13 protein-coding genes are annotated in these 13292 nt (G+C 68.8%); 8 read left to right on the forward strand and 5 right to left on the reverse strand.

The features are described 5' to 3' along the window. The first annotated feature begins 43 nt into the window (after positions 1–43). Positions 44–1453 (forward strand): malonyl-CoA decarboxylase, encoded by a 1410-nt coding sequence (locus MPPM_RS25765; protein WP_096487512.1) that lies wholly within the window; start codon positions 44–46, stop codon positions 1451–1453. 136 nt (positions 1454–1589) lie between these two features. Then, positions 1590–1946: a CsbD family protein gene (locus MPPM_RS25770; RefSeq protein WP_096487513.1), complete on the forward strand. Its 357-nt coding sequence runs from the start codon at positions 1590–1592 to the stop codon at positions 1944–1946. Positions 1947–1994: 48 nt separating this feature from the next. Here MPPM_RS25770 and MPPM_RS25775 read toward each other — a convergent pair whose 3' ends face one another. The 3 genes from MPPM_RS25775 to MPPM_RS25785 form a co-directional block, all read right to left on the reverse strand. Continuing rightward, positions 1995–2780 carry a 3-hydroxybutyrate dehydrogenase gene (locus MPPM_RS25775; protein WP_096487514.1) on the reverse strand — a complete coding sequence of 262 codons (786 nt, stop codon included), beginning with the start codon at positions 2778–2780 and terminating at the stop codon, positions 1995–1997. 28 nt (positions 2781–2808) lie between these two features. Beyond that, complete coding sequence (locus MPPM_RS25780; protein ID WP_096487515.1) at positions 2809–3552, reverse strand: acetoacetate decarboxylase; 744 nt, start codon at positions 3550–3552, stop codon at positions 2809–2811. A 76-nt stretch (positions 3553–3628) separates the two neighbouring features. After that, positions 3629–4753 (reverse strand): patatin-like phospholipase family protein, encoded by a 1125-nt coding sequence (locus MPPM_RS25785; protein WP_244573417.1) that lies wholly within the window; start codon positions 4751–4753, stop codon positions 3629–3631. A 192-nt stretch (positions 4754–4945) separates the two neighbouring features. On the opposite strand from MPPM_RS25785, the gene MPPM_RS25790 reads away from it, so the two are divergent. The 5 genes from MPPM_RS25790 (at position 4946) to rplS (ending at position 9761) form a co-directional block, all read left to right on the forward strand. Then, positions 4946–5899, forward strand: coding sequence for an acetyl-CoA carboxylase carboxyltransferase subunit alpha (locus tag MPPM_RS25790; protein WP_173808022.1), 954 nt, complete (start codon positions 4946–4948; stop codon positions 5897–5899). Then, positions 5896–6615: a DUF1796 family putative cysteine peptidase gene (locus MPPM_RS25795; protein WP_096487518.1), complete on the forward strand. Its 720-nt coding sequence runs from the start codon at positions 5896–5898 to the stop codon at positions 6613–6615. Before MPPM_RS25790 ends, MPPM_RS25795 begins: the two co-directional genes overlap by 4 nt. Before the next feature lie 148 nt (positions 6616–6763). Continuing rightward, positions 6764–8182 carry a L,D-transpeptidase family protein gene (locus MPPM_RS25800; protein WP_096487519.1) on the forward strand — a complete coding sequence of 473 codons (1419 nt, stop codon included), beginning with the start codon at positions 6764–6766 and terminating at the stop codon, positions 8180–8182. Positions 8183–8335: 153 nt separating this feature from the next. After that, complete coding sequence (ppk2, locus tag MPPM_RS25805; protein ID WP_096487520.1) at positions 8336–9226, forward strand: polyphosphate kinase 2; 891 nt, start codon at positions 8336–8338, stop codon at positions 9224–9226. A 142-nt stretch (positions 9227–9368) separates the two neighbouring features. Beyond that, positions 9369–9761, forward strand: coding sequence for a 50S ribosomal protein L19 (gene rplS, locus MPPM_RS25810; protein WP_096487521.1), 393 nt, complete (start codon positions 9369–9371; stop codon positions 9759–9761). 254 nt (positions 9762–10015) lie between these two features. Here rplS and MPPM_RS25815 read toward each other — a convergent pair whose 3' ends face one another. Then, positions 10016–11212, reverse strand: coding sequence for a lytic murein transglycosylase (locus MPPM_RS25815; RefSeq protein WP_096487522.1), 1197 nt, complete (start codon positions 11210–11212; stop codon positions 10016–10018). Between the two features lie 286 nt (positions 11213–11498). Here MPPM_RS25815 and rpsD point away from each other — a divergent pair, with 286 nt between their 5' ends. Beyond that, positions 11499–12116 (forward strand): 30S ribosomal protein S4, encoded by a 618-nt coding sequence (gene rpsD, locus MPPM_RS25820; protein WP_017483343.1) that lies wholly within the window; start codon positions 11499–11501, stop codon positions 12114–12116. Between the two features lie 66 nt (positions 12117–12182). Here the strand turns inward: rpsD and MPPM_RS25825 are convergent, their stop codons facing one another. Next, positions 12183–13235 carry an NAD(P)H-dependent flavin oxidoreductase gene (locus MPPM_RS25825; RefSeq protein ID WP_096487523.1) on the reverse strand — a complete coding sequence of 351 codons (1053 nt, stop codon included), beginning with the start codon at positions 13233–13235 and terminating at the stop codon, positions 12183–12185. Between the last annotated feature and the right edge of the window lie 57 nt (positions 13236–13292).

A 13292-nucleotide genomic window follows, 5' to 3' on the forward strand; every position in this document is an offset into this window, starting at 1 on the left:
CCTGCCACAGGTCGGCTCGACAGATCCAAGGGCTTGTTCGGTCATGGCGGCGATCTCGTTCCTCGGTGATCTCATCCAGACCATCAGCGACCGGGGTCGCGATCTCATCGGCTTAGCCCGCACCGACTTGGCTCGGACGGCGAGTCCGGCCGACCTCGCGCGGCTGTGCGAGGATCTGATCTCCCGCCGGGGCGAGGCCTCCGGGGTGGCGCTCGCCCGCCTGATCCTCGATCGTTACGCGGCCTTTCCCCTCGACGAACGGCTCGCCTTCCTCGAACTCATCGCCACCGAATTCGGGGCCGACCACGAGGCCGTCGATGCGGCCATCGCCGCCTACCGGGCCGACCCGACCCGGGCGCGCCTCGGCCTTCTGCACGAGGCCGCCGAACCCCGCTCCCAGGAGCTGATCCGGCGGCTCAACCTCGCCCGCGGCGGGACGCTGGCGCTGGTACGCATGCGCGAAGATCTGTTCGCCCTGCGCAAGCGCCTGAAGGATCGCGACGCCGCGCCCGACACGATCGACGCGGCGGTGAGCCTCGACAGCGATTTCGAGCACCTGTTCGCGTCGTGGTTCAACCGGGGCTTCCTGGTGCTGCGCCCGATCGATTGGTCGACGCCGGCCCATATCCTCGAGAAGATCATCCGCTACGAGGCGGTCCATGAGATCGCCGATTGGGAGGAGTTGCGCCGCCGCATTCAGCCGACGGACCGGCGCTGCTTCGCCTTCTTCCACCCGGCCCTGCTCGACGAGCCGCTGATCTTCGTCGAAGTGGCGCTCACCAACGCGATCGCGCCGGCGATCCAGCCGATCCTCGCCGACGGTCGCGAGCCGGTTCCGGCGCGCGCCGCCACGACCGCGATCTTCTACTCGATTTCGAACTGCCAGAAGGGCCTGGCCGGCGTCACCTTCGGCAACTTCCTGATCAAGCAGGTGGTCGAGGATCTGGCCCGTGAGATCCCCTCGCTGAAGACCTTCGTCACACTCTCGCCGGTGCCCGGTTTCCGCACCTGGCTCGACCGCGAGCGCGGCGCCGATGCGCCGCAGGGACTGACGCGGGAGGACGTGGAGACGCTTCGCCTGCTCGACACCGACGATTGGCGCAGCGACAAGGCGACGTGCGAGGCCGTGCGGCGCGCCATGCTGCCGGCGGCGGCCGCCTATTTCCTGCGCGCCAAGAACGAGAAGGGCCGCCCGCTCGATCCGGTCGCCCGCTTCCATCTCGGCAACGGCGCACGTCTCGAGCGGATGAACTTCTTGGGCGACACTTCGAAGAAGGGCCTGAAGCAGTCCTACGGGCTGATGGTGAACTACCTCTACGATCTCTCGGCCATCGAGAAGAACCACGAGACCTACGTCAATCTCGGCACGGTTGCGGCCTCCTCGGCGGTCAGCCGAGAACTGCGCTCCAACCTGCCGCCGCCGCGGGCGGTCGTGCTGGCCGAAGCGGGTTAGTCGGCGCCGCGAACCGCGCGTCCGGCACCGCTTTTTCGCTGCGGCGCGGGACCGATTCCGTCCTCGCACGTTCTCCTGACCGACGCCCGCCCGAAACTCCCAAGGTGGCGGGCAAGGGAAGAACAGGAGTTCCGCCATGGTTGATACGGATCGCGTCGTCGGAGCTGCGAAGGATTTCGGCGGCCGGGCGCAGGGCGCGGTGGGCGACGCACTGGGCTCCGACCGGGACTCGCTGGAGGGCCGCTATCGGGAGGCCGAGGGCCGGGCGCAGCGCCTCTACGGTCAGGCGAAGGATACGGTGCGCGACATCGCCGATGATGTCGGCGGCTATGCCGAGGACGCCTACGACCGCGTCAGCCGCCACGGCGGCACTTATCTGCGTGACGGGCGTGAGCGGGTCGAGACCCAGGTCGGCGAGAACCCGTTCCTCGCCCTGCTGATCGCCGGCGCGGTGGGCTACGGCCTCGCCCTGCTGCTGCATTCGCGCCGCTGAGCGAGCATCGGAGCGCGGCAGCCCGCCGCGCTCCGTGATCCGGCGGCGCTACTGCGCCGTCCAGCCGCCATCCATCGCGAGGTTGGCGCCGGTGATCTGGCTGGCGCCGTCCGAGCACAGGAACACGGCGAGCGCCGCGACCTGATCGACGGTGACGAATTCCTTGGTCGGCTGCGCCTTCAGCAGCACATCCTCGATCACCTGCTCCTTGGTCAGCCCGCGTGCCTTCATCGTGTCCGGGATCTGGCTCTCGACCAGCGGGGTCCAGACATAGCCCGGCGAGATGCAGTTGACGGTGATGCCATGGGTGGCGAGTTCGAGGGCGGCGGTCTTGGTGAGACCGACGATGCCGTGCTTGGCCGCGACATAGGCCGATTTGTAGGGCGAGGCGACCATCGAGTGCGCCGAGGCCGTGTTGATGACCCGGCCCCAGCCCTTCGCCTTCATGTGCGGCACGGCGGCGCGCAGGGTATGGAACGCGGAGGACAGGTTGAGCGCGATGATCTGGTCCCACTTCTCGACCGGAAATTCCTCGATCGGTGCGACGTACTGCACGCCCGCATTGTTCACGAGGATGTCGATGCTGCCGAAGCTGTCGACGGACAGCGTGATCAGACCGGCGATCTCATTGGGCTTCGTCAGATCGGCGGGAGAGTAGACCGCGCGGACGCCGAAATCCCCCTCGATCTTCGAGCGCGCCGCCTCGATCTCGTCGGGCTGGCCGAATCCGTTGAGAACGATATTCGCCCCCTCCTTCGCGAAGGCGCGGGCGACGGCGAGTCCGATGCCGCTGGTGGAGCCGGTGACGACGGCGCTCCTGCCTTTCAGGGTCATGGTCGGTCCTCCTGATGGGTGCCTGCGCTCAGGCGAGGTAGTCGTGGAGCACTTGCCCGAAGGGCAGCGTGAAGTCGACGATCATGTGCCGCGCCCCGATGATGCGGCGCACCGGAAGGTCCGCGACGCGGCAATTGACGTGCGGGATCAGGTCGAGCCGCCCCTCCCCGTCCCAGGCACCGTGGACGGTGATGTCCTCTAGGCGGTAGCCGACAAGTTGTGCGATCTTGGGTCGGCCGTCCACGTCGGGGATCAGCTTGAGATTGACGTTGAGCTTGGCCAGACCTTCCTTCACCCGTGGAAGCTCGCCGTTCAGGCTCTGGTGCTTGTACGTCATGGTGCCCATCGCGACCCGCTCCTCGTCGTAGTAGAGCGTGCCGGTCAGGGTATCCTTGCGCAATTCGAGCCGGGGCTGACCCCACTTCTTGGGAAAGCCCCAGATTTCGCGGCCGGCGGTGATCGGCGGCTCGTCGTCGAGATACATCTGGATCGAGAAGTTGCAGGGCTCCCCGAGATAGGTGGCGAGCGCCCCTGTGCCGCTCTCCTGGTAATCGCCGAAGCCCGAGGAATCGGGCATCTTCATCCATTCGTAGAAGACGAGATTGTCCGGGTGCGGTTCGAGCGGCTCGGGAAGCGCCCGGCGCAGGGCCTGCGGGTCGGTCTGGTAGGTGATGATCAGGTATTCGCGGCGCACGAAGCGGTAGGGCCCGCGCGGGTAGCTCGGGCTGAAGGGCGGCATCGACGAAGCCTGGAGGATGTCGTCGCGCGTCATGGTCTCGCTCTCCCCTGGGTTCCCTGGGTGAAGTCGGGCCGGCCGCCGGCCCTGCGCGCTCGGGGGCGGACCGCCCTCAATCGCGGGCGTCGCGGGTCAGATCGAAGACGGCCACGCCCGCATCCGTATGGGTCCGCTCGAGCCAGGCGCGGTGGCGCAGCGAGCGGCGCACGTCGTGGCGGCCCGCCGCCCAGTGCTCCAGCATCGTCGCGCGGGAGAACTCGTAATCCTTCGAGTTCCCCTCGTAGCTCCTGCGGCGATGCACGAGCTGAACCACGGTCAGGAAGTTCTCGTGCGCGAGCCGGCGCAGGAAGCTGACGTTTTCGTCGTCGGCGAGATCCGGCGGCAGCTTCTGCATCAGGTTGCGCAGGGCGAGCTTGGCCCGGCGGATCTCGATGTTCTTGTCGGTGTTGAGTCGGGTCCGGCTCGAGTAGCGGATGTCCTTCTCCCGTTCGGCGGCCTCGATCAGCGTGCGCGGCATCGGTCCCGAGGCGGCGAACAGATCGACTTGGAAGATCATCAGGTCGCGCTGGCGCTCTGTGTCGAGGACGTAGTCGAGCGGCGTGTTCGAGACGAGGCCGCCGTCCCAGTAGAATTCGCCGTCGATCTCCACCGGCGGGAAGCCCGGCGGCAGGGCGCCGGAGGCCATGATATGCTCGGGGACGATCTGTTCGCGGCGGTTGTCGAAATAGACGAAGTTCCCGGTCCGCACGTTGACCGCGCCGACGCTGAACCGGACCGGGCCGTGGTTCAGCCGGTCGAAATCGACGAGTCGCTCGAGCGTGCCCTTCAGTGCGGCGGTGTCGTAGAGGCTCAGCGCTTCGCGGGCGCCCGCCGGGTAGAACGCCGCCGGCGGCGTGCGCGGCGTGAAAAAGCCCGGCACGCCGAAGGCCGCGGCCCAGTTGGCGGAGAACTCGTTGAAGGCGGTTCGAGCCTGATCCCCCGGCATCCAGGGCGACCCGCTCACACCGGACGTCACCTGATCCCAGAAGCTGCGCAGCCGCTCGACCCGATGCTCGGGCGGATTTCCGGCAATCAGCGCGGCGTTGATGGCTCCGATCGAGATCCCGGCCACCCAATCGATCCCGAGGCCACCCTCGGCCAGCGCCTCGTAGACGCCAGCCTGATAGGAGCCCAGGGCTCCCCCGCCCTGGAGCACCAGCACCGAGGTTTCACCGGACGGGTAGAGATTGGCGTTCACGGAGGACTCGCTCTCCAGCTCGGCCGTAAGCCTGCCCTGGCCGGATGACGCGTGGAAGGCGGTGCCGTGACGGTTGCGTTACGCCTGTCAGTTGACACCGCCCGCGCACTTCCCCAACACCGCCCGGCCTGCGGCGACCGGTTGACCCGCTCACCGCTCCAAAAGGTTCTGGACCCACGATCGATGGCGGTGATGCGCTCCTATCTCGACTTCGAGAAGCCCGTGGCGGAACTCGAAGCGAAGCTCGAGGAACTCAAGGCCCTGGGGCAGCGCGACGGCGCGGTCTCGATCAGTGAGGAGGTCGGGCGGCTCGAGGGAAAGGCGGCCCAGGCGCTGGCCGAGATCTACGCAGCCCTGACGCCCTGGCAGAAGACGCAGGTCGCCCGTCATCCGCAGCGCCCGCATTTCGTCGATTACTGCGCCGGGCTGATCGAGGAGTTCACGCCGCTGGCCGGCGACCGCAGCTTCGGCGAGGACGAGGCGATCCTCGGCGGCTTCGGGCGCTTCCGCGGCCGCCCGGTCTGCGTGCTCGGCCAGGAGAAGGGCGCGACCACCGAGGCGCGCCTGCGGCACAATTTCGGCATGGCCCGGCCCGAGGGCTACCGCAAGGCGGTCCGCCTGATGGAGACCGCCGACCGCTTCGGCCTTCCGGTTCTCGCCTTCGTCGACACCGCGGGTGCCTTCCCCGGCATCGAGGCGGAGGAGCGCGGACAGGCCGAGGCCATCGCCCGCTCGACCGAGGCCTGCCTCGCCCTCGGTGTCCCGAACGTCGCCGTCGTCATCGGCGAGGGCGGCTCGGGCGGCGCCATTGCCATCGCCACCGCCAACACGGTGCTGATGCTGGAACACGCCATCTACAGCGTGATCTCGCCGGAGGGCGCCGCCTCGATCCTGTGGCGCGATCAGGGCCGCGCCCACGACGCCGCCACCGCCATGAAGATTACCGCGCAGGATCTGCTGCGGCTCGGCATCATCGATGCGATCGTTCCGGAGGCCACCGGCGGCGCCCACCGCGACCGTCAGGCCGCACTCGACGCCACCGGCGAGGCGATTGCCCGCTCACTGTCGGAGTTCGAGGGCCTCAGCCGCGACGAGATCCGTGACCGGCGCGCCCAGAAATTCCTCGAGATCGGCCGCAAGCTGTGACGCGCGGCCTCGGCGCGGGCCTGCTCGACGGCCTGCGCCGCCTCGGCCGGCGCGATACCCGCGAGCCGGGCCCCGTCAATCACATCTCGCTCGGCAGCCACTGCCACACCGCCCAGATCCTGAAGGGACTCGGTCTGCGGACCTGGTCGGCCCCGTTCGACTGGATCTTCTCCTCGCCGGGCATGGTGCGCGACTGTCTCGCCGACGATTTCACCGACCTGCTCGACCGGCGCCACTACGAGACCACGCCGCTTTCCGAGCGCCGTGCGCCCCATGAGACCCGCTGCCGCCATCTGCTCTACCGCGAGCGGCACGCGATTCCCTTCGTGTTCAACCACCACGATCCGGCGGCCAGCGACGAGGATTACCGCTTCCTGCAGGCCGGCGTGCGGCGGCTTCGCGCGGCGCTGGACCGGCCCGGCGCCCGCAACCGCTTCTACCTGATGACCGCTCTTCCGACCGACGCGGCGACGGTCCATTCCATCCGCGACGCGCTGGCGACGCGGGCGCGGGGCGCGGAGAACCACCTAACGGTGATTCAGCTTCACCAGGGTGAGCAGCGGGCCGCGAGCCCGGTCGAACGGGCGTCGCAACTCGACTGGCTCAGTGTCGAGGTCCGCTCGGCCTCCGTCGGCCTTCGCTTCGCCGATCCCGCCGATGACGCCTTCGTGAAGGCGTTGGTACGGGAGAGCGCGCGCGTTTCCGCGGAACCGTGACCGTCCTGCAACGCCTGTCCACAAAGTGGATGAACGCATTGCGGTAAGCTCCGGGTAAGCTTAGCGAGGCTATTGGGTTCGGGGAGTGACGTCCGCAAAAGGGCCGCAAGGTGCCCTGCGGGCAAGGACACGTAAGGACGGGTTCCCCATGGCTGTGCGTCCGTTTGTGGCGGCTGCTGCCGTTGCCCTGGCGATGACCCTTGGTGCCTGCCAGGACAGCGCCATGCTCGGAGGCGCCTCGACCCGTAGCCTGACCCCGATCCCGCCCCAGACGCTCGCGCTCATGCAGACCAAGGGCATGAGCCAGTCTGACCCGATCCTGATCCGCGCCTTCAAGAAGGAGGCGGAGATGGAGGTGTGGAAGCGCGGCTCGAACGGCCAGTACGCGCTGCTGAAGACCTTCCCGATCTGCCGTTGGTCGGGCCAGCTCGGCCCCAAGCTGAAGCAGGGCGACCGGCAGGCGCCGGAGGGCTTCTACACGATCACGCCGGGTCAGATGAACCCGAACTCCAGCTACTACCTGTCCTTCGACGTCGGCTACCCCAACGCCATCGACCGGGCCAAGGGCGGCACCGGCAACTATATCATGGTGCACGGCACCTGCTCGTCCTCGGGCTGCTTCGCGATGACCGACGCGTCGATGTCGGAGATCTACGCGATCGCCCGCGAGGCCTTCAGCGGCGGCCAGCGCGCCTTCCAGTTCCAGTCCTACCCGTTCCGGATGACGCCGGCGAACATCGCCAAGTTCCGCAACGACCCCAACGCGCCCTTCTGGAAGAACCTCAAGGAGGGCTCGGACTATTTCGAGACCCTCAAGGAGGAGCCGCGGGTCGCGGCCTGCGGCACCAAATATGTGTTCGGCGGCGCCGACGTCGCGGCGGGCAATTGTACGCCGCGGGTCGATCCGCTGGTGGCCGAGAAGCGCGATCGCGACAGCCACGAGGTGGCCGAGCTGATTGCCAAGGGCACGCCTGCCACCCGCGTCGTCTACGACGACGGCGGCCAGAACCCGGTCTTCCGTCCGCAGAAGCCCGAAGGGCCGACCTTCGCCAGCCTGATCGAGAACGAGAAGGACAAGGAGAAGGAGCTCGCCTACACCGCCAAGGAGTACGGCCGCTATCACCTCGGCGAGGTCAGCCGCCCGGAGAGCCTCGCACTCGGACCGAACGAGTTCGAGGTCGATGCCAAGGGCAAGCCCGTCCTCGTCGCGGCGGCCCCCGCCGATGCGCCCGGACCGACCAAGGCTGCGGCTGCCCGCAAGGCGCATGAGAAGCCGACGACGGTGGTGGCGGTGCAGGAGCCGGCCAAGGCGGGTGAGGCCAAGGTGGGTGATGCCAAGACGGGCTCCGCCAAATCGAACCGCATCGCGGTTGCCGATGCCGACGGCGATGTGAGCGCCTTCAGCAAGGTGCTCGCCAAGAAGCCGGGAACGATCGAGAAGCCGGGCACGGGCGAGAAGGCCGCCGAGGCGTCCAAGGCGAAGCCCGTGTCGAAGGAGACGGTGAAGGAGGCTGCCTCCACCAAATCCCACGCCGCCGTGACCACGACCGGCTCCGTCCGCAACTGATCGTCCGTGCTGGATCGAAGCGGAGACCGGACCGGCGCGTCCGAGCGGGTTCGGAGGGACATGGGAGCCGGAAGTGGTCGGCCGCCTTCGCCGGTCTGTCACACGAGGGTGCTCTAAGGCGTCGGGTACGAGCCGACGATCGGACAGAGCCCCATGCGCGACGACAGCCGCCTCCAACCCAGCGATTTCGAGGCGATCCGGCGCGAACTGGCCGACAGCTACGACGAGGAGCTGGAGCTCAGCTTCGACGAGGACCATGATGATGGCGACGCGCCGTCCCGACGCACCTATTTCCGCGAGTTGCTCCGGCTCCAGCACGAACTGATCCGCCTGCAGGATTGGGTGAAGACCGAGGGCCTGCGGGTCGTCGTGATCTTCGAGGGCCGCGATTCGGCCGGCAAGGGCGGCGTCATCAAGCGCATCACGCAGCGCCTCAATCCCCGCATCTGCCGCGTGGCGGCGCTGCCCGCTCCGAACGAGCGCGAGCGCTCGCAATGGTATTTCCAGCGCTACGTCGCCCACCTGCCGGCCGCGGGCGAGATCCTGTTGTTCGACCGCTCCTGGTACAACCGTGCCGGTGTCGAGCGGGTGATGGGCTTCTGCACCGAGGCCGAAGTCGAGGAATTCTTCCGCTCCGTGCCGGAATTCGAGCGCATGCTGGTGCGTTCCGGCATCCGGCTCGTGAAGTACTGGTTCTCGATCACCGACGCCGAGCAGGCCCTGCGCTTCCGGATGCGCATCGCCGATCCGCTGAAGCAGTGGAAGCTCTCGCCGATGGACGTCGAATCGCGCCGCCGCTGGGAGGATTACACCCGCGCCAAGGAGGATATGCTGGCGCGCACTCACATCCCCGAGGCGCCCTGGTGGGTGGTCGAGGCGGATAATAAGCGCCGTGCCCGCCTCAACTGCATCAGCCATCTGCTGGAGCAGATCCCCTACGGTGCCGTCGAACACCCGCCGGTGATGCTGCCAGACCGCGTGCGGCATGCCGACTACATCCGTGCGCCGATCGCGCCCTCGATGATCGTTCCGTCACGCTACTGATCCGCTCCCGAGCGCGCCGGACGATCGAGCCCATCGACAAAGCCGCGTGCATCGGGTACAGGCCCGGCCAACTCACAACAGGATGCCGAAATCCTGACGCCCGGACCTCACCGGACGGGCGCTAACGGCCGGAGCGTTTCCAATGAACATCATCGAGCAGCTCGAGCGGGAAGAGATTGCCCGCCTCGCCAAGACCATTCCGGATTTCGAGCCGGGCGACACGGTCATCGTCAACGTCCGCGTGAAGGAAGGCGAGCGTACCCGCGTCCAGGCCTACGAGGGCGTCTGCATCGCCCGCAACGGCGGCGGCCTCAACGAGAGCTTCACCGTCCGCAAGATCTCCTACGGCGAGGGCGTGGAGCGCGTCTTCCCCGTGCACTCCCCGATGATCGATTCGATCAAGGTGGCCCGCCGCGGTAAGGTCCGTCGCGCCAAGCTGTACTACCTGCGCGACCGTCGCGGTAAGTCGGCCCGTATCGTCGAGCGCAACGACCGTCCGGCCAAGGCCGAGAAGGCGCCCGCCGCTGCCGAGTGATCCTTTCGTGGAGTGGCTCCGGGGAGCCGCTTCCGCCAATATGCCCGTCCCGAGATGCTCGGGGCGGGCTTTTTTGTTGCCTGCACTGACCGTCATCGGCAGCGGGGCGGCCGAGGCGGCTCTTTGCGGCCCGCTGCCTGCCGGGTACGGACGCTGACGGTGATGCGCTCGCGGAATGAAAAAGGCCGCGGGCGACCCGTGCGATGGAGCGCACGGACACCACGCAGCCCGCAGAGGAGCGGTCTGGGATGACTTTAGCCCCGCCGCAGCGCCTCCAGCACCTTCCCGCCCGGACGGCCGGTGGCGGGCATGCCGAGCTGGCGCTCGACGTCCTTGATCGCCTCGCGGGTCTTGGAGCCGACCTTGCCGTCGGGCTCGCCGACATCGTAGCCGCGGGCGATCAGGCGGCTCTGGAGGTCGCGGCGCTCGGCGCGCGACAGCGGCGGGTCGTCCGTCGGCCAGTCGGCCTGGACGCCGGGGCGTCCGCGCAGGCGGTCCGACAGCACGGCGATGGCGAGCCCGTAGGATTCGGCGGCGTTGTAGGAGTAGATCGCGTCGAAGTTCTTCGTCACGAGGAAGGCCGGGCCGTTGATGCCGGCCGGCGCCAGGATGCCGGCGGGCCCCTCCCCCGTGAGCGGCTTGCCGTCGACCCGGGTGACGCCGAGCGAGGCCCAATGGCCGACGGCATGCTTGTTCTTGCGGCCGGCGGCGGCGGTGTTGAAGCCGCGCGGCAGCCGCACCTCGTAGCCCCAGGGCTGGGCATTCGACCACTTGGCGACGCGCAGGAAGTTGGCGGTGGAGGCGACGGCGTCGGCCACTGAATCGACGATGTCGCGCCGCCCGTCCCCGTCGCCGTCGACCGCGAGGCGCTGATAGGTGGTCGGCATGAACTGCGTCTGGCCGAAGGCGCCGGCCCAGGAGCCGGTGAGCCGCGAGGCCTCGATGTCCCCGCGCTCGATGATCTTGAGCGTCGCGATCAGCTCGGTGCGGAAGAACTCGCGGCGGCGGTGGCCGGAGCAGGCGAGCGTCGCCAGCGACTGCACCAGCGGCATCTTGCCGAGGTTCTTGCCGAAGTTCGACTCGACGCCCCACACGGCGGCGATGGTGTAGCGGTCGACGCCGTAGCGGGCCTCGGCGTTGGCGAGCGCCTGGGCGTGCTGGCGCATGGCCGCGCGCCCGTCCTCGACCCGCTCGTCGTCCACCAGCGCCGACATGTAGTCCCAGATCGGCGTCTTGAACTCGGGCTGGGCCTGGGACAGCTCGATCACCTTGTCGTCGTAGGCGATGTTGGCCGTCGCCGCCCGGAAGGTCTGGGCCGAGACGCCAGCGCCTGCGGCCTGCGCCTGGATGCCGGCGAGGCAGGATTGGAAGTCGGCACGGGCCGGGCCGGCGATGAGGCTGCCGGTCAGCGCGAGGCCGATGAGGCTGGCGCGGGTGGTTGGCGTCGGCATGGGTCGGCGCTCCGTCAGAGTTCGGGGATTCTCGCGTGTGATTCAGGCGACACGAGGGTTAATGAAGGATGAGGATCGGGGTGCGGCCGAGGGCGGCGTCGGCCGCGGCATTGACGCTGCCGGTGTTCTCGTCTAGGCACCCGCTCGTGTACGGGGCTCCGGTTTGGGGCCCCGTCGCATTTCATGCGCACCCGTGGGCGGTAACAGCCGCCCTGTCGCCCTCGCCGCTCCGGCGAAGAGGGAGAGGAGGGCGCGTTCCTCAAAAATTTGTTCCAGAGGAACAGCGATGTCAAAACGCGTCCAGGCGAAGCACAAGCTCGATCGCCGCATGGGCCAGAACATCTGGGGCCGCCCGAAGAGCCCCGTGAACCGCCGCGAATACGGCCCCGGCCAGCACGGCCAGCGCCGCAAGGGCAAGATGAGCGACTTCGGCACGCAGCTGCGCGCCAAGCAGAAGCTCAAGGGCTACTACGGCAACATCACCGAGAAGCAGTTCCGCCGCTACTACGCCGAGGCGATCCGCCTGCGCGGTGACTCCGGCGAGAACCTGATCGGCCTGCTCGAGCGCCGCCTCGACGCCGTGGTGTACCGTTCGAAGTTCGTCGCGACCCCGTTCGCCGCGCGCCAGTTCGTCAACCACGGGCACATCAAGGTCAACGGCCGCCGGGTCAACATCCCGAGCTACCAGGTCAAGGCCGGCGACGTGATCGAGGTGAAGGAAGCTTCCCGTCAGCTCGAGATCGTGGTCGTGGCCTCGCAGCTCGCCGAGCGCGACGTGCCGGACTACATTGAGGTCGATCATCAGAAGATGACCGCCCGCGTCACCCGGATCCCGGGCCTCTCCGAGGTGCCCTACCCGGTGCAGATGGAGCCGAACCTCGTCATCGAGTTCTACTCGCGCTGATTTTTCGAGATCCGTCTCGGACTGTGGAAGGGCCGCCCCTCGGGGCGGCCCTTTCTCGTTGGTGGTTCAGCCCGGAACGCCGCTGGCCAGCAGGAGGGTCAGGTCGGCCGCCGGCCGCTCCCGCGAGAGGCCGACCGCCTGCCCCGACCAGAGCGGCGAGAAATCGCCCGAGCCTTGCGCCTCGGCGGCCGTGCGCAGGGGCTGGAGCGCGACCGCGGCACCGGGGAAGGCCGGCGCGACCGCACTGATCGGCCCGAGTTCCCGCACTGCGCGGGTGAGCAGGCCGCGGGCGGGGCGGCCGGTGAGCACGTTGGTGAGGGCCGTGTCCTCGTCCCGGGCTGTGCTCAGGGCGGCGCGGTAGGGCGCGGAGAGGCCGGCCTCGGGGCAGCGCAGATAGGCGGTGCCGACCTGCACCGCGCTGGCGCCCAGGGCGAAGGCCGCCGCCACGCCGCGGGGATCACTGATGCCGCCCGCCGCGATCACCGGCACGTTCACCGCGTCGGCGATCTGCGGCACCAGGGCGATGGTGCCGACCTGCGAGGCCGCCGCGTCGGTGAGGAACATGCCGCGATGGCCGCCGGCCTCCGCCCCCTGCGCGATGACCGCATCGACGCCGCGCTCGGCGAGCCAGCGCGCCTCGCGCACGGTCGTGGCCGAGGACAGGATCAGGCAGCCCGCCTCCCGCACCCGCCGCAGCAGCGGCTCCGCCGGCAGGCCGAAATGGAAGCTGACGACGGCTGGGCGCAGCTCTTCCACCACCTCGGCCATCGCAGCATCGAAGGGTGCGCGGTTGGCCATCGCCACCGGCGCCGTCGGGTCAAGTCCGAACGCCGCGTAATATGGCGCGAGGGCGGCCCGCCACGCGGCCTCGCGCGCCGGATCGGGGGCGGGCGGCGCGTGGCAGAAGAAGTTCAGGTTGAACGGCCCATCCGTCACCGCCCGGATCGCGGCCACCTCGGCGCGGATCTGATCGGGTGTCAGCGCGGCGCAGCCGAGGGAGCCGAGCCCGCCGGCCGCGCTGACGGCGGCCGCGAGCGGCGCCTTCGGCCCGACCATCGGAGCCTGGATGATCGGATGCGCGATCCCGATCCGCCGGACGAAATCCGCCTCACCTGTCATGGCCGTCTCCTCACGCGCCCCGATGCGGGTGACGGGAGCAGGCCGGACGGGGCGCGG

Origin of the sequence: Methylorubrum populi (assembly GCF_002355515.1) — a bacterium.
In the GTDB taxonomy this organism is placed as follows: domain Bacteria; phylum Pseudomonadota; class Alphaproteobacteria; order Rhizobiales; family Beijerinckiaceae; genus Methylobacterium; species Methylobacterium populi_A.